Source organism: Sphingobacterium sp. MAE (assembly GCF_056711605.1).
The window spans coordinates 2,445,608-2,471,550 of the sequence record NZ_CM160044.1 but is presented as its reverse complement, the minus strand read 5'-3'; the positions used below and the strand labels follow the sequence as shown (position 1 = coordinate 2,471,550).

The window sequence follows — 25,943 nt, the reverse complement described above, 5'->3', positions numbered from 1 at the left end:
AAAAAGAATGGGAAGACGATTGTGGTTATGAATATCCATATGACAATATGCCCAAACCAAGTGATGAATAGCAATAAAAACAGCACATAACTAGGTATTGTGAACTAGTAGTTTGTAGGCACAAAGTATTTAATCTTTAGACTTCCCTTTTTTGCTAGATAAGCCTGAAACCGAACTGCAACTTTTGGATTATACCAATCAACTTTCAGTTCCTTTTTAATATCTCCGCCAGCGATTGAGATTCCATGTAATTTTATTGAGTCATCTGTATGTCCATCAATTTCGAGAATCAAGGTGGAGGCATCACTTACATTAGTTTCTGCAATAAACAGCGTGTCTTTACGCATATCTGATAATTGCCATTCGCCACGGTTCTTAGTATTGCACGAGACAAAGATTGCTGTTAGAATAGCTGTTAAGACTTGTGCAAAAATGAATTTCTTACAAAACATATGAGGAAAGATTATTGAAACCAAATTTATAAAATCCTAAATATGATCCATATGGTAGTCGAGTACTGTTGTCCAGCGCGTCTGAGGATACTAAAAAGCAAAGCCTCATCTCACGATGTGGCTTTTACTAAACATATGAATTAAACTTAACTTACTTATACGAATTGATGGATTGGGATACCTTCCAGCTGCCACCGTCATTGACTAAAGTCACGAGATCAATTTTGGTAAATCCGTCAAACTGCATGGTTACTTTGGCTAGCATATAATCACTTGACTGCTCAACGATTGTAGCACTTGTTTTACAGTTCAACTGCTCGCCTTTTTGCTTTTTCAAGAATGAGATTACTTCTGAACGACTATTGATCCTATTTGTTGAAGCATGTACTTTCTGATTAAAATCTGATGTAAACAATTGCTCTACTCCTGCTGACTGTCCTTCGGTCATAACGGCTACGTAATGATCAATCGCTAGATCCGATGTGGATAGGTTGACAGTTGTTTTTTTAGAGTTGTCTACTGTTGGTTTTGCTGCTGCCATAGTGCATGTAGATACTGCGATCAAGGCTGCTGCTGCGAGTGTTTTTGCTAAAGTTTTCATAATGTCTTTATATTATATTGTTAGTTTTTTGTTTATACATGTTTGTAATTGTTGATTCAAAAGTAGGGTGTAAATCGTCCCTACACTATGGCAATTAGAGTAAACCAACTAAAAACTCGGTGAATGGTGGAAATAGGGAGGTGAAGATAAGTTCTTTAAAGCAATGCGAAATTTGCAGATCAAAGTTGGTATATGTGTTATGGATTTAATCTTGCGGAGGAACGATTTCAAGATAGAAAACAAGCAGCAACAAAAAAGGTATATGGCGCATAATAACATAGAGAATGCCACTATTTAAGTAAACGGTGGTATTCTCTATATTGAATCTGGGTTATTATGTATAATATTATTGAAATATAATCAAAAATCAACTTTTGAATTTTAATTTATTATATGGTATTTCCTATCTCATCAAAGTCGCAATACAATAAACTGAAAACATCAGCTTTATTAAGGTTTGACAGTTGGACCGTCCACTATAAGTTGACCGTTAGGTAAAATTTTCAGTTCATCTAAGAATACTAAGCGCTGACTGCCTGTTTTAGTCGTGCGGGCATGATATACACACCATACTTTGCCTTCTTTATCTCTCAAAAGACTGTTGTGACCCGTCCCTGAAACAATACCTCCATGGGATATGTTTTTTTGTAATATAGGGTTTGTTGCAGACTTTTCGAATGGGCCAAGTGGATTTGAGGCTGTTGCATAGCCAACAGCATAATTCTCTCCTCCGAAATGATTTGCGGAGTACATCATGTAATAGAGATTGTTATGCTTAAAGAGATAGGATCCTTCTGTCCATCTTCTATTCACTTCACCTGAAGTCACAGACCTGCTCTCCCATTCAGATTGTTTATCATCCCTGGAGATAGGAGGACGTAACAATAATGTTGGCTCTCCAATTACATGCGAAAAATCTGAAGCTAGCTCTACTCCATATATCCAGCTTTCTTCTATTTCATCAAACATCCCCTGTTGCTTTGCCCAAGCTGCAATCTCCGATTGAACTGGATTTTTATAACAGCATCTGGAATAGTAAAGATACAAACGTCCATCTTCAGCAAAGTACACATTACCGTCAATAATGGGATATCCGGGGTCAAATAACGGACGACCTGTCAAATCAATAAATGGGCCTGTAGGATGGGTTGAGGTTGCGATACCAATACGATAATTTTCTAATTCATAATTCGGATTTTCTTTCCAATGTGCACTGTAAAACATATAGTACTTTCCTCCACGCTTATATACTTCTGGAGCCCAAAAATCTTTCGTCCCCCAGCTTTTATCTTGCTGAGCGGTATACACGGTCCCCCTATGCTCCCATTGTTTTAGATCCTTAGAAGAATAGGCTACAAAACCATGCTCTACTCCACCAGTACCATACATATAATAGGCATCTGTTTCTTGATCATAGAGTATAAATGGGTCACCAAAAGCAACATCGAGTGGATTATTTGATTGGGCTTGTGAGGTGGAGAAAAACAACTGCCAGCAACCCATCAATAAGAATAAACATACATTTTTAGTAATCATATTTCAATTATTTTTTAAATACAGTGCCCACCTCCGCCCAATGAACCAGATCGTCCGATCTTAAGATAGGCATCAATCGATTCCCTTTACTATCTCCCCAATCAACCATAATCCAATAGAATAAACTAAAAACTTAAAGCGCTGTTTTAATTTCACATCTGTTTACATCTGTTCACAATTTGGCTATTCATACCTACCGATAGAATATTCATCTCAGGTTCTGTAATTTATCTTTTTATTTATCAATTTTATTTTTTTTGTTTATAATTGTATTGAAGCCCAATTACAAATCTATATCACGTAAAAATGTAAATTAAACTTTACATCATATTGCCCATTTTATTCAAAATCATTCCAATTTGTATCATGTGTGAGCAAAATGATCAACAGATTCATCGGTATTTGAATTTATGGCCAATTCTTCACAAGATTTGAATTCAAAAAAAATGAAAATTATGACAAGCATTCCTTATCGTTTAATATCGATTATATGTTTATTTTTTATACTATCGTTATATTGTAATGCCAATGATGATAAGTCTATTAAAATTATCGAAAACGAGCTACCTATTGCAGACCCTTACGTATTATTCCATAATGGCAAATACTATGCATATGGCACCCGCATAGATGGTTTTGAAGTTTATATTTCCGAGGATCTCAAGCATTGGAAGCGTAATGAAAATTTAGCACTTTCCCCTCAAGACTCTTGGGGAACACGATGGTTCTGGGCACCAGAGGTATATTACGTAACCGCTAAGGGAAAGTTTTACATGTTCTATTCCGTTGATGAACATATTTGTGTGGCTTCTTCCTCAAGCCCGGAAGGGCCTTTTATTCCAGAAGAAAAAAAACCTATTATTGCCAAAGAAAAAGGAATTGACAGTTCTCTTTTTATCGATGATGACGGAACTCCATATTTATTTTATGTCCGATTTACGGATGGAAATGTCATTTGGATGGCTGAGATGAACAATGATTTACAAAGTATAAAAGCAGAAACGCTCACAAAATGCATGAGCGCAAGTGAACCATGGGAGAAGAAGCAAGCTACAGTCGTCGAAGGGCCGTCGATCTTAAAACGAGGCAATACGTACTATTTAATTTACTCTGCCAATCATTTTGAAAGCCAGGATTACGCCGTAGGCTATGCAACAGCCAGTTCACCCAAAGGTCCTTGGAAGAAATATAGTGGCAACCCCATCCTAAGGAGAGGCCATCCCTCAGCATCGGGATTGCTCGGCACAGGTCATGGAGCTCCATTTATAAGTGCTGATGGCGGATATAAATATATATACCATGCTCATGCAAGCTCAACTAGTGTCGCTCCACGGACATCTTATATTAATGATTTAGCAATTTCACCTAATGGCGTAATCAGCATTGTTGGAGAACCTATTAGACCGCTAATTGTTAAATAAAGATGTTAAATCGTATTGATCGGGCAGCACAGCTGAGGATACTAAAAAGCAAAGCCACATCTTGCGACATGGCTTTTACTAAACATATGATTAAACAGTAAATTACTTATACGAGTTGATGGATTGGGATACTTTCCAGTTGCCGCCATCATTGACCAAGGTGACTAAGTCGGTCTTGGTAAATCCTTCAAATTGTTGGGTCACTTTTGCAAGCATATAATCACTTGATTGCTCAACGATAGTGGTGCTTGTTTTACAATTTAACTGCTCGCCTTTTTGTTTTTTCAAGAAGGAAATAACTTCTGAACGGCTGTTGGTTTGATCATTTGATGCATGTACTTTTTGATTAAAGTCGGATGTAAACAATTGCTCTACTCCTGCTGACTGCCCTTCGGTCATAACCGCAACGTAATGGTCAATGGCGAGATCCGCTGTGGATAGGTTGACAGTTGCTTTTTTAGAGTTGTCTCCTGCTGGTTTTGCTGCTGCCATAGTGAAAGTAGATACTGCGATCAAGGCTGCTGCTGCTGCGAATGTTTTTGCTAAAGTTTTCATAATGTCTTTATATTATATTGTTAGTTTTTTGTTTATACATGTTTGTAATTGTTGATTCAAAAGTAGGGTGTAAATCGTCCCTACCCTATGGCAATTAGATTAAACCAACTAAAAACTCGGTGAGTGGTGGAAATGGCTAGGTGAAAGTCACAAAAAAAACCGCTTGGTCATCCAAGCGGTTCTGTATATTTTGAAAATATGTTCTACTTCAGTTTTTCGATTTCCTCGATGGCAAGGCCGGTACCCTTAGCAATATCTGCTACAGGTAAACCCATTTTCTTAAATTCTAATGCAATAGCACGCTTTTCTGCCTTAAGCTTAGCACGCTCTTCTAAACGCCCCTTCTCAATGCCTTCTTTTTTAGCCTTATCCAATAAATATTCTTGAGTGCCCATTATTTTACTCCTTCCTAATTTGTTTTCAATTTCTGACTCAAATATAGCTAAACTACCCTGATTTTCAAAGCCTACGTAATACGTTAAAAAATTATAGAGACCCTGACGCGTACTCTTATCCATTTTGCGACTCATCATCTCATCATACAGATCATGCTTGATATCCTTCAGTCTTTCGTCACTGATATTTTTATTCTTGATAGCCAATAACGTGGTCAGTACCACAACTGCGAATGGGTTAACATCAGTACGTAATGCGACCTCATCTTGATGCAACACCTTGTAACTATTAAAACGGTAATGGAGAATGGTGCCCATGAACTCTTTAACATAAACAGATGGATGGTAACTTTGGTTATCGTCGGCAAGAATAGCAATGGCAGAGATTGGAACCTGATACTTATCGGATATTTTATAGTAATATCGAAACATGCGCTCTGCAAGATCTCCCTTGCCTCTACTGGACTGTACCTCAATATGGCACAGTACAAACTGCTCACCGCCGTCTTTCAAATAGACTTTGACCAACTTATCTACAAAACGCACTCCCTTGCCGTTGGGCTCTGGAGGAAATAAGGACTCAAACTCTTTGTCTAAATAATCAAAGGGTTTACTCAGATCGAATATACTTGCTGCATCGGCAAAGAAAAACGCTAAAAAATGTGCAAAAGTCTGCTCTAAAATAGACTTCCAGAGCAGATCATCAACGCGATTGGAAGATTTACTCATAATAAATTGCTTATAATAAGGTTACTATAGTAAAGGTACAAAATAAAGAAGAGTAAGGCTAATATTTTTAGTAAATAAAATCTGTGAGAAAATGGGAAATTTAAAGGATAGTGAGCGCGAAGCTTGTTGTGCTTCTAATCATGTTGAAGAGTGATTAAAAAATAAACAATCATCGGTACAAAACGGTATACTTAATTCAATAGAAGAATAAATAATTTACTAACATTAGGAACTCCGTTGTATAAGACTGTTAATGAATTTTAGTACAATGCAACATTTGCTTAAATATATCTTATTTTAGGTTCAAAAATCTGACTTTACGTTGTAAATTAAAATATAATGATTGATAAATTATACCAGGATTTAAATTTGGTGCAATTCTATGACTATGATAATCCATGGTCAGAGAGTTATGATGTGATAAGTAATTTCGTAAAAATAGATGATAGCGTTTTAGATATAGGCTGCGGCACAGGTACATTAGCAAGCGAGCTTATCCATAGATGTAAAGAAATATACGCTTTGGATATATCTGTAGAGATGTTAACAAGAGCAAAGGAAAAAACATCAAACGTCAATTGGATCCATGCTAGTGCTTCATCATTTTCATTTGATAAGAAGTTTGATTTCATTTTTTTGTCGGGTCATAGCTTTCAGACGCTGTTAACTGAAAATGATCGTTTAAAACTCTTGAAAAATATCGAAAATCACTTAAAAGATGATGGAACTTTCGTTTTTGATAGTCGAAATCCATTAGTGCAAGAATGGACTACATGGGGAGAAAAAGAGTCGATTCGATATTTTAAGCATCCTAATTACGGAATCATAAAAGCATCGAATGATTGGGAAGCGAAAGATGAAATTATAACATACCAAACTTTTTATGAGGTTTTGCATACTGATAAAAGGTGGGTGGTTTCTTCTCAGATTTCTTTCCCTATGAAAGAAGAAATTTATTCATTACTTGATCAAGCAGAATTAAGTGTTAAACATTTGTATGGGGACTGGCAATTAAATCCATATACGGACAAAAGTAATGAAATGATTTTTGTAGGAAGTAAAAGAATAATCAGTCTTAAATGATATTAATGATTTAATGAAATTAACCTGTTTTTATAGTACACATACCGAAATTAAAAAAAATGGATAAAAACCGTCCTTCGCTCATAAAGAGAATAGCAAAAATATTCTTGAAAACAATCATCGGAATTGTGGTGATAATCGCTATCCTACTCCTCGCTACATTCGTAATTCATCGGATCAATTTAATTCGCGAAGCCGATAAAATTGAAGATTATGGTCAAAAAATAAAAATTTTTGACGGTACAATGAATGTGACAATGGATGGACAGGGTGCAGATACGATCTTATTACTCACGGGATTTGGAACGGCAAGCCCAAGATTGGATTTTGAACCACTGATCAGAGAATTAGACCAGAAATATACCGTGATCACGATTGAACCTTTTGGTTATGGATTGAGCAGTGAAACAAAGCGTGAACGCAGTTTGAATAACATGGCGGAAGAAATCCACGAAGTGGTGAAGCAATTAAATCTTAACCGTTTTATATTAATGGGGCATTCCATTGCCGGGCTTTACAGCTTAGCATACATCAACAAGTATCCAGGTGAAGCAACCGCTTTTGTAGGCATTGATAGCAGTGTGCCAACACAACCGTGGCCGGGGTATAATTCGGCACCTATGGATTTTTTAGCCAAAGCAGGTGTAATGCGTGCATTTTTAAAGTTTTTTGGAGAGGAAAAACCTAAAGACGAATCAGAAGCACACCGTTTTGAACAAAAACACATGATTACGATGAAAGTAACCGGAAATAATACTTTGGACAGAGAAGCAACATCATTGACTAATAGTTTTAAAGATGCTCAAAAACTAGCTTTCCCGAAGGATTTGCCTGTTTTATTATTTGCGGACAAAAACTCAGCTGTCAAAGGCTGGACAGAATTGCACCAAGAGCAAGCCAACAGCCTGGATAAGGGAAAACTCATCTTACTGCCGGGTTCTCATTATCTACATCATACTCAGTCGAAACGCATTGTAGCAGAGCTTGAGTCGTTTTTAGGAAAACAAAATAATTGAGCAGAATATAACTGCAATTATTGTGGTAAAGAATGTAGGTTATGAATTTTAGTAGAAAACAACTAGAACAACTTGTCGGCATGACTCATGAGGATTTGCTTTTCTTCGCTTCATGACTAAAAGAAATGTTTACTCTAATAAGCAGATATACTAGAATATCGAAAACAGAAAACTACCTTTCATACATAGAAGAAGGAATGATCTGGAATTGCACAAAAAAAACCGCTTGGTCATCCCAGCGGTTTTATACATTTTATTTTGATGTTCTATGTCAGTTTTTTGATATTTTCAATGTTACTTTTTGTTCAATTTCTGTAAACGTTCTTTTGCTGACGGAATGATATCATCATCTTTTTCTTCATAATTTTCAATGACACTTTCCAACGTACTCTTTGCTTGCAAAGCATTGCCTTTACGCGCATAGCTATCTGCAAGCAATAGGAAACTCTTGGCTTCCCAGTATGCATTTTCTTCCTTACTGTTAATCACCTCAAAAGCTGTTTCGATGGCTTTGTCGTATTCCTTGTTATCATACTGCAGTTGCCCAACACGGTATCGCGCTTCTGCGCCAACCGCCTTTTGGCTCTTCAGAGCAGCCAAATTGAGTTCCTTCATGGCAGACACGATGTTCTTTTGTTGTAGCAATACCCTTCCACTGTATAAATGAGCTCTGGCAATTTCCTCCTGCGATGCGCCATCGTAATCCTTGATCAACTTCACATACTTGGCCATCTGCTCCATATCGCCGAGTTCGAAATAACAGATCATCAGGTTACTTATTGCATAACCATAGTTCTTTTTATACTCTGAATTGAGCTCCAATTTTTTGAGATGCACAATTGCCTCGTTGTATTCTTTTAGATCCAGGTATAGCGCAGCAACTGTCAGCAAGGTATTTTCAGTATACTTGCTTGTCCAGTCATTCAGGATGATATTCAGATCGTGCAGTGCTTCCTTTGGATGCCCAGTGCGGTACGAACTCACACCGCGGATATAACGGGCATATTTTTCTTGTTTGGGTTTCGGAAATTTATCAAAATAAGCATTGATGGCTTCGACCGAAGCTGCGTATTGCTGCTTGGCAAACAGAGATTGGGCTGCTTGAAAAGCCATATTATCTTGCTCCGCAGGACTCAAATTACCGACATTGGTGCCGATAGCGTAATGAATATAGCTTGTAGCATCCCCTTGGTCTAGGTAGATGTTTTCAATAAAACGCATCGCTTGCTGTGCCTCATTGGTTTTGGAATATTTCTCCATAACACTTTTGAAAGTGGCTTTCGCCGCTTCGGATTCATCTTTATTATACTGCACGAGCCCTATGGTCATCAATGCACGGGGTACATAGCTGCTGCGCGGGTACTTTTCGATCATCCGTTGCAATCCATCGATAGCGCGATCATAATCTCCCGTAGTGAAATACGTATAGGGAATCTCAAAGGCGGCGTCATCAGCATAGTTAGAACTCGGAAATTGTTTCAAAACAGACTGCAGAATCTTTAGCTTGGTTTGATGGTCTCCCTGCAATCCAAAGATAACTCCGCGTTGGAACAACGCATAATCCTGATTGGAAGTTTTGCTGTTGATAAGCTGGTCATAATATTGGTTGGCACGGTCGTAATTTCGCATGGATAAATAGGAATCGCCCAAACGTGCGATTACGTCATGACGTATTTTTTCATCTAGTGAACTTCCCTCGACTGCCAAAAAGCGTTCAAAATAATCGGCCGACATACGAAAACTGTTATTTCTGAACGCTGCATAAGCCAACCCATAGTTTGCATAGTTATATACGTCGGTGTTTTTTGCAACGGGCAATCGTAGGAATCTGGAGAAGTTTTCTACTGCCTCTCCGTATTTGCGTACTTCATACATCGCTTCTGCTTTCCAATACGTAGCCAGTGCTGCCATTTTTGCATCCATCGGGAATTTTTCCGATCTCATGAATATCGATATGCTATTTTCAAAAGCACGCTCGTTATAAAACTCCAGTCCGCGATAGTACGTTGCTTTCTGATAGGTAGCATCAGCTTCCCGCCCTCGATCTTTCAAAGATTCCAGCAAACTTACTCCGGTATGGAAGTTGCTCGTGCCCAACAAGATTTGAGCGGATAATATTTCCGCACTTTCTTGTGTTTGAGCGCCCGGTTCACGACCTCCATATTCTTGAACAATATACTTCTCGAGAACTTTCTGAGCGGCTTGGGTGGAGTCCATTGCATACAACACCTTGGCGTAGTTAAATAACGCATCTGCTTTCAACTGGAGGTCGAAATCTAGTTTCATCGCTTTGACAAATGCATTTCGTGCTTGTTGCTTATCGCCGGTTTCTAGGGCAATATGACCCAGAGTAATGATCGACCCCTGATAAAAGGCATCAGAAGCATCCAGTGACTTCAAAATAGAGGCCGCTCTTGTATATTCACGTTCTTGGTAAGCCAGATAGCTGATACGGTAATTCTCAATATTGCTACGTAAAGCGTTTGGATGCTGTTTAAGCAATTTAGTGTAATAAGCTTGTTTGAATGTCTTATTTGCAAAATAAGTAGCCGTGGCTATTTGGCGTAGCTCTGTCTCAATGACTTCCCGATTGATAAGACTCATATCTGGGCTCCTGCGAACCTTTACGGCATCGGCCAGCACAGGTCGATAGTCGCGTACGACATCAATGGAATCCACCGTTTTAATTTGATATTCGTCCAGTTGTTGCTTTTCGATCTGCTGTTTCTCTACTTGCTGCCCATAGCCCGTAACCATCAAAGTTGAAATCGCTACAGTAAATAGGTATTTCAGGTAGTTGTGGTCAATTCTTTTTATCAATATCATTGTTCTTCCGTATTTCTGGGTATTTTCTAAATGTTCCTTTGCCGATGAAGCTATGTTGTCATCATCCTTTAGCTAGTAGGGTCAAAACTAAAGAATTCTAACAACATTGTGTAAACAGTCATTAAAAGATTGGCCTCTAAGAGGCAATCTCTAAGTCATATCAATCTTATTTCTGAGATCTCCTATTCCTCTGCTTGCTATCAGCAATTGAATTGAAACAATTTTAGAGCCAAGAAGAAAAATAGAAATTACAAAATGAATAAAATTTTTGACAACAGCTTGGTTGAGGACCGATCTGTTATTTTTTGTCTTTGCACACTTCCATTATATTGACAACTTAAAATTATTAAATTTGTCATGATTATCTCCTATTAATGATGACTAAAGTGTATAAACAATTTATCATCGAAATCATACATGTACCGAATTATAAAGATGATTCATCAGATAATATATTCAGATATTCTAAAATATACATAGGGAATGAATCCACTTACAATATAACATCAACATGCTATCAAAGTTTATCATAAGGGTCAAGTTACCTACAATTGCATAATCAAAGGTGCACAAGGTGTTACCTAATCCAGCTTTCATCTACTATATCGAATTGGAAACTGCTATTTATTGAACAATAGGGATATCGATCAAAAAAATCACCTACTTGTTTAAATGAGAATCATTTTATGTGAAGTCTATATAAATCATGGGTAGATTTCGATCTGTTTCCGCCCATAGGATTTTTTGGATTTCGTAACGATCTGAGTATATATGGTCTATTGAAAAATTCCAAAACCTTAACAAGGCTGAATTAGAAAACTACTGCAAACAAGAGTTGCCGAAAATAAGTACGGCTTTTCCATGAAAACTCTAAAATAAAATACCCGGAAAAACCGGGTATTTTAATGACAGCAATACTAATCGTTCATTCAACCTTTACATCGAAATAAAGGAAATAGTTTTATTTTTAAATTTCGCGGTGACTGCCGTTTCGGTTTTCATCGTATATAATTTAAAGCGACACCTCGTCACGCAACATTTTAATGGCATCATGTGCCTCCAGCTGTTTATCCAACTGCTTTAAAAGTATATTTTTCACCTCGACCGATAATTGATCATTATCTTCTTCCAGAATTTTTTTGTACGTTTCCTTAAACGCATCCTCTCCCTTTTCACAACTTTCTAATAAACTTTTTCTGTCATTACCTGCAATGGTTACTTTTATGTTCATCCACATTCTAAACAGTTTACCACTTAACATGGTTGCATCAGTTGGCTGTGCACCTTCTAAAACTACAAAAGGTTTCAGCTCTTCAATAAAATGCTGCGATTGCAAAACATATTTTGCAAATAATTGCTGTAAACTATCTAAACTTAGCGTATGCGAAAGATCTAAAGCAGTTTTATAACCTTCCACTCGATCATTATTAATTTTTATCAGGTCATTGATAATTTCCGGGTTGTTCAAGTGATTTTCCATAATACATGAGTTACTTTGTAAATATTTCTACTGGAATAACAACCTATCGGAAGAGGAGTTCATTGTCCTGATTGATTTCAAGTATTAACACCACTATTTGGTAATAAATTACATGGACAACGTATGGCTCCTATTTTTAAAAAAATGATATGCCAAATAATTGATCCAAAGATCATATGGATCAATTATTTGGCTTTTTTCGATTATACAACGTTAGGAATGCTTACTGACAAATTTAAACTACACAACATGATCTTCAAAGAATATATTATACGATAAACTCTGCCTACTCCCACTTTTTAAATATGGAATTCGATATAAATATCATCCAAATACAACAGGAATCTTCATCGTAATGATGGTTCCACTGGCTCCGGATGATTTAGTGACTTGTATGCTTGCCCTTTTGCCCAGTAACTGCATACGTTCGCGACTGATGATGCCCGAAAGTGACCTATGCGCGGGATCAACAATTACTTTTTCTATTTTACCACTGTCTTCAATTGTTACGGTTAGAAGATCATCTTCCAATTGAAAACGAATATGAATATCCCCCTCTCCGCTCTCCAGATCGAGACCATGAAGAATAGCATTTTCAACATAGGGTTGTATCAACATCGGCGGCAGCAATACCCCATCCGGATCCTGAATTTCCGATTGTACGATCGTATAGCTAAATGCTTCTTCACAACGCATCTGTTGCAGACTGATATAATTTTCCAAGGCCTCAATTTCCTCATTTAATGGAACCCAATCTTCACGACTCATTTCCAAACTACTACGCAACAAACGACTGAAACGGTTGAGGTACTTAATGGCTGCTTCCTTTTTATCCAGACGAACGAAACTTTGTACAGCCGCAAGTGTATTAAAGATAAAATGAGGTTCCATTTGTGTGCGCAACAATTTCTGCTGCAATAAAACCTTTTCTTTTTCTGCTCTGAAACGACGCTGACGAAAGCTATAATATAAAAACAGCATCATCATACCCAGTAATATGATACCCAATACCAAAACAGCAAGCCATAAGCGATTTTGCTGCAATTGCAGCTGATTGATTTTAATATTCTCATTTAAAGTACGAATGGAACGATCTTTTGCCTGCAATTGATAAAGTGAATTCATCTCCGCAGCGACTTGTGTATTTTCCATTTCATACACCTCCTTCTGTATCATCGATACATGTTTCCATGCAGCTATTGCCTGGTCTTTTTTACCCTGCAATTGGTATAGAGCGGCTAAGGCCTCTTGATAAATAATCTCATTACTGGCAAATATGACATCTGGGTGTGTTTCCTCTAGATCGGTCGCTTGTTGAATATAGCCTGCTGCCAACGTCTGACGGTTATGCTCAAGATGAAAGGTTGCTACATTGCAATAGGCAATAAATAGGTTGTTGATAACAACGATCGATTTTTCAGTCTCATAGCGCTGTTCGTCGCTTTGCATTTTTAACAACTGATAATGGAGCAGCGAGTCTTTCTGCCCGATGGTGCTAAAATATTGTATCTTGGAATCGTATAGGTAACTTACATGGTACTTGTCGGGATGCTGGTTATGTAAGGCCTCCAATCTGCGGAGATAAGGCAGAAAACTTGCCGCTGGTTTGTCCCGCATCTTCAATGTCTGAATCAATTGTACCAACACGCGCTGTTTGTGTATATCACCCTCGGGCAACGAATCACATAGTGGTAATGCTGCACGGTTCATTTTCTCGGCGAGGTCATATTGAAAAGTTTTCAAGTTGCTTTGTGCAGCGGAAAGCAACATCGCAGATTTTGCTTGAAAAGATAAATCGATGGTAGAATCTGATAGAACAATCGCTGCTGCTTTATTATAATAGTAGCCCGCTTCTTTTTGCCGTGACTCCATACTGCACACATTACCCAAGCCATTGTAGATAAGCGCCTTCATTTTGAGGTTGCCGTTTGTCGGTTCAATCAATTCGAGTGCTTGGCCAATTAAAATACGGGCAGAATCTTTTCTCTGCATACCATAGAGCCGCGCCAATTGATATTTTACCTCCACATGAAGCAGGGTATCTTTTAGGACAGACGGTTTCATAGCCATCTGCTGCCATACATGAAGCAGCGAGTCGCTGTTAGTAGATGCTAGGGTCACCTTTTTTAAGGTATCGATCTGCGATGAAATGGATGTTTCTTGCTGAAAAATTGGATTGCTATGCTGATAGCAGGAGAAAAGCCAAAAGCATAGCGCTACACAAAGTATCCATCGTGTTGTTTGTCTCATTTTTTTATTGATAGTAGCGTCAATATCGCACTTTTTCGGCGCATGGAAATGGGAATTTCTTCTTTGTTTTTAAGTACGATATACTCTGAGCGGTTAATTCCTGTCACATACTGCCTATTGACCAGATACGATTGATGTGTCCGTAAAAAATGGGGTGCAGGCAGCAGGTCTTCATAATATTTGAGTGGTTTGGAAATGAGTTCTTCTGTGCCGTCACTGAAAAAGAAAAATGTGTATGGCCCATCTCCTTTGCAATAGACAATATCATTTACGGATACAATCCGCATATTGTTGAGGGTACTCAGCACGATGCTTTCAGGAAGCTCGCCTACGGACATGCTATTCTGCGTCACTGACAATTGCTGCATCCATTGTGGATTGCTTTGGCGACGTCGTCGAAAGCGTTCAAGTGCTTCTTTGAGCTCGGTCTGATCGACAGGTTTCAACAGGTAATCCAATGCTCCGAATTTGATCGCTTTAATGGCAAAATGATTGTATGCGGTAATAAAGATAATATTGGGAGGAATAGGATCGAGCTTTTTCAATAAATCGAAAGCTGTTCCATCACGAAGCTGTATATCCAATAAAACCACATCAGGTTGTGTCTCGACAATCAGCTTTTGAGCTGTACGTACACTGTCTGCCCAACCCAGCAGTTCTGCATCTTTTTCCAATCCGATGAGAAAGCTGATCTCTTTACGGACGGCCGGCTCATCTTCGACAATAACAACTTTGATCATAAAGGTCATGTATTTATTTACGCTAAAGATAATATATTACTGGGTTTGTTGCTTTAGTTCGTTTACAATTCGTTTGTAGTTTTTACAAACCGTCTAAAAATCCTCAAGTTGACACTTTTTAAGTTTTGTCCTCGCAATGAGACCAGAATTGCGAGCTCTTATAGTTCAAATTAGGCCAGTTGTCATCATTGTGTGACGGATTGTAAACCGGAAATAGCGAATCATAAAGGATTTGCACATCTAAGCACAATGCGTATTATTTTTAATCATCAATTAACGCCTAGGCTTGTCCTACGCAATGGTTTTACTAAAAAAATGAAAAAATGAAAAAATTATTTATGAGTATGGTAGCGCTGACTGTAATGTCATCAGCTGCCTTTGCAGATTCAGGTGAAAAAGCTGCTGCAGAAAAATCGGTTCATACAACCACTGTACACAAAATGAAGGTCGGGACAAATGTAGTTCATGTAACGGAGGAAGTGAAACAAACCCAGACGGGAAATGCTGTCGGTCAAACCTGTGTGTATACCCTCAGAGTTTATAATTCGTCTGGACAGCTGACCACTACACATAACCACAGTTATGAGCTGGGGGCCGAAAATGGTTACGGATTCTCTTGGGATAATTGCGGAGCTTATTTTAAACATATGAGAACTAGTTATATGTCTATTTATCAATCGGTTGTCTACAACGTAGGTTAATAAATCATGTGTAGACTTCTTTGGTAACGAAGAAGGGCTTTCCTAGTTGCGACATTTTTTTCGCAAGAATAAGAAGGGCTTTTAGTCTTGTATATGATATCTACTAGAAGGGCGCTGTTTCCTATTGCTGTCGATGACGCATATAGGAAACAGCACTTTCATCACTTTTAAATTTATGAAATACTACTTATTATTTTTCTTATTATACTGTTCAGCCGATTATGTACAGGCGCAAAAATTGCACGTCGAGTATGAATATATTCCTTCTGCTATGGCGACTTTTCGTGAACAGGTGTATTATGCCGATGCTGTGAAGACTGCAGTACGCGATTCTATACCGGTCGCTTCTGCTGCAGGAGATGCGGAAAATGATGAATTATCTGCTAATTTTTCTATGATGCTGAATACCGGTCCAAACTACAGGAGCATCGTGATACAGAAAGATGGGAATAGTGACTTGGTGGAAACGCGTACACTCCAAGGAAAGAATTATTTGGTGACAGATAAATTTCCTGATATCGAATGGAACACCAACTATACGGAAACGGACACCTTGGGTCAGTATATCTGTCATAAGGCGATAGCGAAATATCGAGGTACGACATTGATCGCTTACTACACAAATGAAATTCCGGTACCGGCCGGCCCTTACAAATTTGGAGGACTTCCGGGACTGATCGTGATGTTGTACAATGAAAGTGCTAACCCGAATTACTGGATGCTCAAAAAAGTCTCCTATCCCTACAATGGGGATATCCCGGTAGATGAAAAATATATCCTTTCGTTGCCTAAATTATCATTGGAAGATTATGTCAAGAAAGATGAGGTACTGATAGAAGAACAGATGCGCATCATGGAAAGCAAAATGCCTGTAATGGATGGTGTGACGGTGGAAAGAAATAAAGTACGCGGTACTGTTGAGCAGGTTTATGAATGGGAATCAGTTAAAGGAAAATGATTAATCATGTTGGTCTGTATCGCTATCTATTGATGATCGGCCTGTGGTCTGTCGTTTATTGTGTGCAAGCGCAGGTAGTTATTCATGGACAGGTAACGACTGCGGGGGTGCCCCTCGGAGGGGTTCGGGTAGATGCCCGCCTAGCGGGAACTTCGGCCCTGATAGCTTACTCTTTTACAAATGGGAATGGCAAATACCGTTTGGATATAGCTCAAACAGGTAAAATTGTTGTCAGCTTCAAATCACTAAGCTATGAACCGGTGACAAAAATAATTGGACCGACGCTGACTGACACCTTGATTAACATAGCGCTTATAACTGGCGGTGTGGAGCGACTGCAGGAGATAGTGGTTAACGCAAAGCGTCCTTATAGACGTGGCAGGGATACTATAGAACTGGATGTAAAATCATTTCTGCAGGGCGATGAACGTAACGTGGAGGATCTGCTGAGAAAGATTCCCGGACTGAATATCGGTAGCGATGGCAGTATCAAAATTGGTGAAAAGGAAGTCGAGAAAGTCATGATAGAAGGAGATGATTTTTTTGAAAAGGGCTATCGCTTATTGACACAAAACATGTCGGTACAACCTTTGGATAAGGTGCAGGTATTACAACGTTATTCGAACAATAAACATTTGAAAGGGATTGAAAATTCAGATAAAGTCGCATTGAACCTACAACTTAAAGAAGACAGTAAAAATCAATGGCTGGGTTCGGTATCCGCTTCTGGAACGCCGTTCGAACCGTTATTTTACCAAGCCAATATTCATGTGATGAACTTTGGAAAAAGAAACAAGTTTTATTTGTTGGGAACAGCTAATAATAACGGTGTCGATGCCGTGGGCAGTATCAATCATTTGCTTTACTCGGGACAAACTGGTGAACCTGGCCAAATCGGTGTCGGTCTCAACACTCCCACTCTTATCGACAATACTCCCGACCTACCGGGGTTTGATTATAGAAGGACTAATTTTAATCATGATAAGCTACTGTCTTTCAATACGATCATGAATCCTTCAAAGCGCCTCAAGATCAAATGGCTAGGTTTTGCAAATCCAACAAAAAAAACGTTCTACCGAAATACAGTGCAAGAATATGATATTGAGGATATTCAATTTAGCTATACTGAAGGATATAAACTTGATAAGAAAATAAATAATTATTATTCCAGATGGGAGATGCAGTATGATGTCAACAGTCGCTCTACTTTGATCTACACCGGAAGTCTGGGATCACTGGGTAAATACGATAATGGGGCTCTGCTGCTTAATGGCGAAGGTACCACAGAACTGAGCAAAATGAAGGGCTTTCTGACCAACCAGCTCTTAACACATACACATAAGCTGTCGGACAACGAAGCTATTGTGAGTTCTGCCCGTTGGATTTTGCAAAAATCACCATTAGATTATCATATCGATCAATATTATTACGAGGACCTGTTTCAGATTAAAGGGATTTCGAATGTCGACCAGCATGCCAAAAATGACCTTCAGTATGTCGGGGTCACATCGCATTATGTAAAGAGACAGCAAGGTGGTGACTTTATGGAAGTGGCTATTGCCAATGAATACAAGAATCAGACACTGGTGACTGACTTTATATTGCAGCGGGAAGATGGCAGCCAAATCCGCCCTTCGGGATTTTCAAATGGGATCAATTTTAGGACCAATAATACGCATATCATGACCAAGTATACTGTAAAAAGAAGGAAGTGGGAATTGACCCCACAGTTGCGTGCGGGATTTATACAGCGTGATTTACGTAATGATGGCATCGCAACGAGTCAAAATAACTGGTTGATTTCTCCGAGCTTGTCTACAAAATGGTTAATACATCCTAAGGGGAAGCTGGAAGGCGAACTTTCTTTCCAACAAACTAGTACTGAGCTGATGGATGTCGCGCCAAATTATTTTAATACTGGCGTCCGGAATTTTGTAAAAGGCCTCGACGATATGGCTACATTGAACAACTCTGCTGCGGTAATCACCTATGCCTATGGTAATATGCTGGATAAATTTTTCGCCAATTTCTCCTTTGGTCATCAAACAATGTTTGATTACATCAGTAGCCAACGCATACTAAATCCTAATTTCAATCTAACGGAGAAGATATTGCTGAAAGATAAAAAAACAATGTTTTATAAAGCACAACTCAATTATTATGTCAAGTTGGTAAATGGGAATTTCAGGTTGGATATGGGGGCAGATTTTTCAGCTTATGAAGCCAGTATCGTCGGTGTAGGAAGGCGTAGCATTGCTTCCAGTTCCTACGACTATGGTGTGTCGTTTAGAAGTGTGTGGAAATCCAGATTGAACATACATACCGGATCGCAGATACAGATTAGATCTTTCAAGAGTGACAACCAAGATAAACTAAAAAATACCTACAGTTTTCTGCATTTTTTCTTCCATGTTGCCAAGGATATTCAGGCCAATATGAAAAATGAAGCCTATCATTTTGGTGATTTTCTCTCTGAATCGCCCAAAACATATTTCTTTTCGGATCTTTCTCTTTCTTATGATGCCAAGAAAATCAAGACCAAATTTAATATATCGGCCAAAAACCTATTTAACAACCGTCAATTTAGGAATGCCATTGTTACTGATACGTATCGGGCTGTAACCGAATACCGCCTTTTGCCGCGCTATTTTGCGCTGGGGATCAACTATAATTTTTGATGAATATTTGGATGGTATAGTTTCTGTGGATTGGCATGTACCAGTACGGCGTCTACATCTAAGAAAAAACATTGTACTCTTTTTTTGTAGTTTGCGTGGAAAGCTCTAGATTACGAAAAAGTAAGCTCTTCATTATTAAAACCAACACTTTATTTAATGAGCTTACATGACGAGAAGAACTTCCCACTAAGTTCAATCGTCTATATTCCTTTGTAATATCCCCGATTATTGGGATGCGCTAGTAGAACTATTCTATGTAATTTTGAATAATAGATCAATGATGCTCCTACTCAAACTTAAGGAGAGGTTAAAAATATTTTCAACGCGATTATGGTCATGTCAAAGCCTGCAACTATGACACGAAGTGAAAAAACAGGGCGATTAAAGCATTTATTATAGCCATTTAAAAACAGCAAGGAGCATAAATGGTTTGTGCAAGAATCTATACCAACGGAATGGTTAAAAAAAAGAGAATCAAAAAGAATACTATTTTTAAACAAAGAGGAATAAGATATGAACAGATTTAATGGCATCCATACTAAGATAACCCAAAAGGGAGCCGATTTGGCTAAACAAAAAATAGAAGCTGATTACAGTGAAAAATTTGTTTATGCTCTCCCCGATTGGGCGATGTTGACGGGCAATCCAGAGATAATCGGTGTCGTTCAAATTTATGGAAATGAAGGTATTCTGGTGACACAGCAGCGGGTGGATTTTGAAGTTGATTTTGGTGACGAGCACTCGATCATTTATTACACAAACTATCTGAATAATCAAATGAATGCTCACTTACCCCTATTGGGTTATGTGCTATTTTACAAAAATGTATTAATCGTACAAAAAGATCCAAATTATCCTTTAACATTAAGTGATTTAGAATCGGAAGAAATCATCCGTTACAACAGTAATAATATAAGCACAGATTTTTCTTTTATTATATGTAATAAGGAGCTGGAATTAGTGGCTTCTACTGCAGATTTGCGCGAGTAATCCGGCTGTGGACGAGTCTCTTTCAAAAAAGTTATCGCGCAACACAACTGAGTACTCTAAAAAGTAAAGCCACATCTGTCGACGTGGCCATTACTAAACATATGATTAAACAGTAATTACTTATAAGAGTTAATAGATTGGGATACTTTCCAATTTCCGCCGTCATTGACCAAGGTAATTAAATCGGTCTTGGTAAACCCTTCAAATTGTTGGCTCACTTTTGCAACTACATAGTTACTTGACTGCTCCACGATTGTGGTGTTTGTCTTACAGTTCAACTGCTCGCCTTTTTGCTTTTTCAATAAGGAGATAACTTCTCGGCGGCTATTCGTTTTATCTGTTGCGGCTTGGATTTTTTGACTGAATTCGGCTGTAAAAATCTGCTCTACTCCTGTTGACTGCCCTTCGGTCATAACTGCGACATAATGGTCGATAGCGAGATCTGCTGTCGATAAGTTTACTACTGCTTTTTTAGAGTTGTCTCCTACGGGTTTGCCTGCTGCCATGGTGCATGTAGATACTGCGATCAAGGCTGCTACTGCGAATGTTTTTGCTAAAGTATTCATATTGTCTTTATGTTATATTGTTAGTTTTTCTGTTCGTAATTGCATCAGCCCCTCATCCACCAATTCAAACTCGGATGTATGCTGACGTAATTGTTGATTCAAAAGTAGGGTGTTAATCGTGCCTCCTCTATGGCAATTAGACTAAACCAACTAAAAACTCGGTGAATGGTAGAAATGGGTAGGTAAAACTAATTTAATGATCATGCACAGCAAGGCTCTACTTCAATATTTAATACGTTAGTTGAGTAAATAAATAGAAGTTGAACGTTCTTTTTATAAGCTGTGATTTGATCGTGTATGTTGATGAGAGCTCATAAAGATATCTTTTTAAAACAGCTGAGAATTCTATCATTGTTGTGAAAGTTATTATATTAGAGCTATAAATAGCGACTTCGTAAAAAAGTGTTTTTGTTGGCATCATCTTACTGATGGGATTTTTTGATTCTTTACAGAAAAAAATAACCGCGGTGACTAGTGATAACGGCTAACTATTTTACTTGATGGTAGCAAGATCTTGCCAAAGCGCGTCTTTGTGTGAATACTAAACTTTAAATCGTAAGTGACGCTGTAACAATTTTAAAAGGAAAATTAATCTTAAGACCATGATTATCAATACACTAAAGGCACTATTCCACAGAGATTTAAACAAATTGATCTCTGAAGTCAAACAGTACAAAAGCGAATCTGATATTTGGAAAATTAATGGTCAAATAAATAACTCGGCAGGTAATCTTTGTTTGCATTTGGTCGGCAATTTAAATACTTACATTGGAAGAGAATTAGGCAAGACAGGTTATGTAAGAAATCGGGAATTAGAGTTTTCATCTAAAGATATATCAAGACAAGAATTAATTCAAATGGTTGGAAATACGATAGAAATGATTAACCAGACATTGGATCATTTTGATGAAAATCTTTTAGAAGCCGAATACCCAATTTTGGTCCTTGACAATAAGACCTCTACTGAGTTTTTTTTAGTTCACTTAGCCACTCATTTGGCTTATCATCTTGGGCAAGTAAACTATCACAGACGACTAATTGAAAAATGAAAAAGTGCACAACAGGCCACTGCCAACATATGGCTAAACGACTTCGGTTAGATATGGTCATTCTACTTCGTCCAACATGTAAAGGATAAAACTATGACTTGTTGCTTCATCATATTATGCACGGCACTCCGACTAAGGTGAATCAAATGCATATTTAAATAAATTATCCGTAATTAAAATTACTGCATTACCTAAAATTCCTCTGACACATAATTATTTCTATTAAATTTCCTATATTAGAGTAATTTAACCAATTAACCGATGAAGTACCTACTCCTAGTGGCCAGTTTGTGTGTACAAGTTGCTGTGGCGCAAAAGAAACCAACCGTTTATTATATTGTAAAACAAAACAGCAGTTACAACCGAAATGCTGATGAAAAAACCTATCATTTAGCAGTAGAAAAGGTGAAGAAATCATCCAAACAAGGGGATCTTATGCAATTGCGCATAGTTGGTTTTGAGAACAAAAATGGCGACCGTTTATTCTCTACTGCTGACTTGGACAAAGGAGAGAATTTCTTGACGTCGACTGCTGCAATTTCCAATATCTATGGTTTGAAAAAACCATTTCAATTTACAGTCAATAAAGGACTGGTCAGCATCGATACACTTAAATGGAAAGATGAAATAAAACAACAGCTTGCAGCATGGGAAATACAAGATGATGTTTTTGAAAATTCTTTAAACAATACATTTTCAGAGTATAGTAACCTTTTGCAATCGCTCTATTTTGCAGAAATATCATCGTCGGATGAAAATGCATTGAAAACATCAGATATCACAAAAAATGGTATGACATATCATATGGTGAAGCAAGATAAATCGGTGATTGCTATCCATTATTCACAAGTAGACAGCTCTTCGATATTGGAAGGCAGTACGAGCTTTGATCCAAAAACGCACCTTGTAGTCGATGAATCTAGAAAATCCAACTATTCATTTTTAGATGCAAATGGAAAAAAAATAAGCGGCCAATTTGCCAAATCGATACAGCGCGCTAGCAACTATACTGCAGCAGTAATTGAAAATGATTATTATGATATGCTCATAACAGGTAGTTATTGGAGCAACGCAGTAAATACTAAAGATAAAACGGATAGTCTCAAAGTACAACGTTATATAGATTTATACGAAGCAAAATATGCAGACAACCGCGATTACATCAAAAATAAATTAGGCCATTTGCAAAAGTTGCGGAATAAGCAGTATGATGATGCATTATCATCTATAGCTCCAAAGCTGATAGCCGGTACTTATCATCTCAGCAACAGGGTTACATCCGATAATATTTCAGACCATGACTTTAAAGAAATCATACCACTCCTGAATGATGTGCAACTCTTCGATTATCTGCAACATTCGCTAAGTCAATACATCTTATCTCTTGACAGCGCCTCCTTGCAGAAGGCCCAACTTATTGCCAATCAGCTTAGCGAGAAAGAGCGAGTAGCGGCTAGACCCTTGTACCTTTGGACCACAGCAATGCAGATAAAGGATGTAGATAGCCTTAAACAAATCCAAAATGAAATCCTAAACATGGATAACAGTTACTGGAACCAAGGAAATGCCGGTCGATATGCTCTTTTGATACAGAAGCTACTTGCTGAGCATGCAGGATATGATGCACAGACGATGCAGAAAATCATCAATAAAATTAGTGTTCTATATGAAGACAAGTCAAATAAGAAACGGTTCTTACAAAAAGCTCATTTGGCATATGCATATTATCTGGCTTATGAAATGACACCAGTAGACCAAGAAGATCGGGCGCTCCTATTATTGGAAAAAGCAGCCTATTATTCTCCAAAAAGTGCAGCTGAAAAGGAACATGGAAGTTTCTATGATCGCGTATTTTTGAAATCAAAAGAGAACTATAATGACGATTATATGGCTTTATTAAGTAAGAAGGGCAAGAAGGATATTGCTCTTCAAAACTATATACAGGAGTTTCTGAATAATCCAGCGAGTAGTTTTAAAAGCTTGTCCACTTTTTATCGTGAAAATTATAATGAAAGCAGTTTCAGTGATTTTTTCAAAAAAGAGATTGTTCCCAAACTTGCAGATGCGCCATCATTTTTGTTAAAAGACATACAGGAAAAGGATTTCTCATCCGCACAATTGAACGGAAAATGGACTGTTATCGATTTTTGGGGTACCTGGTGTGGTCCTTGTGTCGCTGAAATGCCCAAATTAAACCAGTATTACCTAGCGCTAAAGCAGGATAAAATGAGTAAAATCAACTTTATGAGCATAGCTTGTAGTGATACAAAAGAAAAAGTACAACGATTTTTATCAAACAATAATTACGATATACCGGTATTGATGTCCGACTCTAAAGTAGAACAAAATTATAAAGTGCGTGGATACCCAAGTAAATATATCATAACACCTGAAGGAAAATTAATTCCTACGGAATTTGGATTCAACTGGGAGACTTTGGTCTCTGAATTAAGCAAGTTATATACGGTTCCGGTGTCCTAGACAAAAAATATTGAAACTTGTGATCCATTCTTGCTGTTATGCTATCTATAAGAGTTGAGGCAAAAAACAAAAATATAGCATAACTCTGGGCTTGACAGCTGCCATTGGACACGTTGCCTACAGTGACCTTGTTGGCATAGTACAGCATGTGTTGCTGTAGGCTGATCTGTATTTTGTTATGTACTATATGGATCCTTTAGGGTTAAAAAAAGAATGCCTATTTTTCCCATTATATTCAACATTCTTTCGACAAAATCAATTTATTTATCAATTTATTGTATCTTTCTAAAAAAAAGAAATGAAGAAAACCAACCTCCTAATTTTAACCTTATTTATTGCAAATTTCAGTTATGCTCAAACCACATTAATGGATAGTATAATTCAAAAAAACTACTCTACATTTAAAAAAAACAAGAACAACACTTTCGAAGGCAAGGGATGGGATACCCTTCAAGATGAAATCATCAAAAACAATTCTGTATTATTGGGCGAGTCACATTTTACCAATGAAGTTCCTTACTTTACTAATGCGATTATCAATAATATAAAGTTCGACAACTATATTTTGGAAATTGATCCCTATACCACCAACACCATAACAAAAAAAATTAAATCCTTATCTCCTGCAGAATTGGATAAATTCCGTGATGAATCAGGTTCAGCTTTATCTTTTTTAAAAGGTGAAACTGAGTTCGATTTATTCAAAAATATTGTTGATCAGAACATCAACATCTATGGAGCTGAGCAAATCAGTCTATTTTCAGACCAGCTACTCTTTACGGAATTGATTAAACAATCCAAAAATACCAAGGCAAAAGAAATTTATAAGCAGATGATCGCTAATTCTGCTGCTTATGATACAAAAAACAACAGCACATTCTATTTGTTCTCTGACGATTTTGTAGCAAAAATGAGCGCATTGAGCACGCTCAATTTATCAGCTAACGAGAAAGAGCAGCTTGCAGCACTCCAACTAAGTAAAGAACTGTATTTAAATCGAATTCATGGGTTAAGAATTCAGTACATAAAACACTTGGTGATTGAAAAACTCCCCGAATGGAAAAACAAAAAGAATCTTTTCAAATATGGTGCTAATCACATGCCTAAAGGAGAAAGTTTAATGGAAATTTTCGATCTTGGAAACCTCGTGGCCAATATTGAAGAGGCAAACTACAGGAAGTCATTACACATTATGATTACCGGAAAGGAAGAGGGTGAAACATTGGCTGATTTAGATCAATATAAAGCTTTCCTAACCGTGGTAAAAGATGACAATTGGTATGCTTTTGATTTAAGACCCTTGAAACAAGCAATTTCTAAAAAGAAGCTTAAAGTGGAGGATTTGACGCTGGAAAGAATTATAAAAGGTTATGACTATTTGGTTTATATTCCAACTTTAACTAAAGCTCAAAATAGAGGCAAAAAAGATCATTAAA

The 25,943-nt window shown here is 37.6% G+C and carries 20 protein-coding genes; 10 read left to right on the top strand and 10 right to left on the bottom strand.

Going from position 1 to position 25,943, the window contains the following annotated elements; genetic code table 11:
- Positions 1–104: 104 nt before the first annotated feature.
- The 3 genes from AC06G9_RS10415 to AC06G9_RS10405 all read right to left on the bottom strand — a co-directional run bounded on the left by AC06G9_RS10415 (position 105) and on the right by AC06G9_RS10405 (position 2,589).
- Positions 105–452, bottom strand: coding sequence for a hypothetical protein (locus AC06G9_RS10415; protein WP_480958085.1), 348 nt, complete (start codon positions 450–452; stop codon positions 105–107).
- Positions 453–603: 151 nt separating this feature from the next.
- On the bottom strand, positions 604–1,053 hold the full coding sequence (locus tag AC06G9_RS10410; protein WP_480958084.1) for a nuclear transport factor 2 family protein: 450 nt from the start codon (positions 1,051–1,053) through the stop codon (positions 604–606).
- 450 nt (positions 1,054–1,503) lie between these two features.
- Positions 1,504–2,589 (bottom strand): glycoside hydrolase family 43 protein, encoded by a 1,086-nt coding sequence (locus tag AC06G9_RS10405; protein WP_480958083.1) that lies wholly within the window; start codon positions 2,587–2,589, stop codon positions 1,504–1,506.
- A gap of 446 nt (positions 2,590–3,035) precedes the next feature.
- Here AC06G9_RS10405 and AC06G9_RS10400 point away from each other — a divergent pair, with 446 nt between their 5' ends.
- Positions 3,036–4,010, top strand: coding sequence for a glycoside hydrolase family 43 protein (locus tag AC06G9_RS10400; protein WP_480958082.1), 975 nt, complete (start codon positions 3,036–3,038; stop codon positions 4,008–4,010).
- 102 nt (positions 4,011–4,112) lie between these two features.
- Here AC06G9_RS10400 and AC06G9_RS10395 read toward each other — a convergent pair whose 3' ends face one another.
- Complete coding sequence (locus AC06G9_RS10395; protein ID WP_480958081.1) at positions 4,113–4,565, bottom strand: nuclear transport factor 2 family protein; 453 nt, start codon at positions 4,563–4,565, stop codon at positions 4,113–4,115.
- A gap of 203 nt (positions 4,566–4,768) precedes the next feature.
- Positions 4,769–5,689: an RpnC/YadD family protein gene (locus AC06G9_RS10390; protein WP_480958080.1), complete on the bottom strand. Its 921-nt coding sequence runs from the start codon at positions 5,687–5,689 to the stop codon at positions 4,769–4,771.
- Positions 5,690–6,028: 339 nt separating this feature from the next.
- Here AC06G9_RS10390 and AC06G9_RS10385 point away from each other — a divergent pair, with 339 nt between their 5' ends.
- Entirely contained in the window at positions 6,029–6,772 is a 744-nt protein-coding gene (locus tag AC06G9_RS10385; RefSeq protein WP_480958079.1) for a class I SAM-dependent methyltransferase, read from the top strand.
- A 59-nt stretch (positions 6,773–6,831) separates the two neighbouring features.
- On the top strand, positions 6,832–7,788 hold the full coding sequence (locus AC06G9_RS10380) for an alpha/beta fold hydrolase (protein ID WP_480958078.1): 957 nt from the start codon (positions 6,832–6,834) through the stop codon (positions 7,786–7,788).
- 294 nt (positions 7,789–8,082) lie between these two features.
- Here AC06G9_RS10380 and AC06G9_RS10375 read toward each other — a convergent pair whose 3' ends face one another.
- From AC06G9_RS10375 to AC06G9_RS10360, 4 genes are all read right to left on the bottom strand, one after another.
- Positions 8,083–10,614: a tetratricopeptide repeat protein gene (locus AC06G9_RS10375; protein ID WP_480958077.1), complete on the bottom strand. Its 2,532-nt coding sequence runs from the start codon at positions 10,612–10,614 to the stop codon at positions 8,083–8,085.
- A gap of 1,012 nt (positions 10,615–11,626) precedes the next feature.
- A complete protein-coding gene (locus tag AC06G9_RS10370; RefSeq protein WP_045756500.1) occupies positions 11,627–12,094 on the bottom strand; it encodes a ferritin-like domain-containing protein in 468 nt (155 codons plus the stop codon).
- Positions 12,095–12,418: 324 nt separating this feature from the next.
- Complete coding sequence (locus tag AC06G9_RS10365) at positions 12,419–14,344, bottom strand: sensor histidine kinase (RefSeq protein WP_480958076.1); 1,926 nt, start codon at positions 14,342–14,344, stop codon at positions 12,419–12,421.
- A complete protein-coding gene (locus AC06G9_RS10360; protein ID WP_293929396.1) occupies positions 14,341–15,084 on the bottom strand; it encodes a LytR/AlgR family response regulator transcription factor in 744 nt (247 codons plus the stop codon). Before AC06G9_RS10360 ends, AC06G9_RS10365 begins: the two co-directional genes overlap by 4 nt.
- Before the next feature lie 338 nt (positions 15,085–15,422).
- Here AC06G9_RS10360 and AC06G9_RS10355 point away from each other — a divergent pair, with 338 nt between their 5' ends.
- From AC06G9_RS10355 to AC06G9_RS10340, 4 genes are all read left to right on the top strand, one after another.
- Complete coding sequence (locus tag AC06G9_RS10355) at positions 15,423–15,785, top strand: hypothetical protein (RefSeq protein WP_346570132.1); 363 nt, start codon at positions 15,423–15,425, stop codon at positions 15,783–15,785.
- A 175-nt stretch (positions 15,786–15,960) separates the two neighbouring features.
- Positions 15,961–16,743: a GLPGLI family protein gene (locus AC06G9_RS10350; protein WP_480958075.1), complete on the top strand. Its 783-nt coding sequence runs from the start codon at positions 15,961–15,963 to the stop codon at positions 16,741–16,743.
- Positions 16,740–19,421: a peptidase associated/transthyretin-like domain-containing protein gene (locus AC06G9_RS10345; RefSeq protein WP_480958074.1), complete on the top strand. Its 2,682-nt coding sequence runs from the start codon at positions 16,740–16,742 to the stop codon at positions 19,419–19,421. The genes AC06G9_RS10350 and AC06G9_RS10345 overlap by 4 nt, the downstream gene beginning before the upstream one ends.
- A 513-nt stretch (positions 19,422–19,934) precedes the next feature.
- A complete protein-coding gene (locus AC06G9_RS10340; protein ID WP_293929389.1) occupies positions 19,935–20,411 on the top strand; it encodes a hypothetical protein in 477 nt (158 codons plus the stop codon).
- 116 nt (positions 20,412–20,527) lie between these two features.
- Here AC06G9_RS10340 and AC06G9_RS10335 read toward each other — a convergent pair whose 3' ends face one another.
- Positions 20,528–20,977, bottom strand: a complete 450-nt coding sequence (locus AC06G9_RS10335) for a nuclear transport factor 2 family protein (protein ID WP_346573001.1) — start codon at positions 20,975–20,977, stop codon at positions 20,528–20,530.
- Positions 20,978–21,579: 602 nt separating this feature from the next.
- On the opposite strand from AC06G9_RS10335, the gene AC06G9_RS10330 reads away from it, so the two are divergent.
- From AC06G9_RS10330 to AC06G9_RS10320, 3 genes are all read left to right on the top strand, one after another.
- A complete protein-coding gene (locus AC06G9_RS10330; RefSeq protein ID WP_346573003.1) occupies positions 21,580–22,026 on the top strand; it encodes a DUF1572 family protein in 447 nt (148 codons plus the stop codon).
- A 261-nt stretch (positions 22,027–22,287) separates the two neighbouring features.
- A complete protein-coding gene (locus AC06G9_RS10325; protein WP_480958073.1) occupies positions 22,288–24,507 on the top strand; it encodes a TlpA family protein disulfide reductase in 2,220 nt (739 codons plus the stop codon).
- A gap of 298 nt (positions 24,508–24,805) precedes the next feature.
- Positions 24,806–25,942: a hypothetical protein gene (locus AC06G9_RS10320; protein ID WP_480958072.1), complete on the top strand. Its 1,137-nt coding sequence runs from the start codon at positions 24,806–24,808 to the stop codon at positions 25,940–25,942.
- Position 25,943 lies beyond the last annotated feature (1 nt).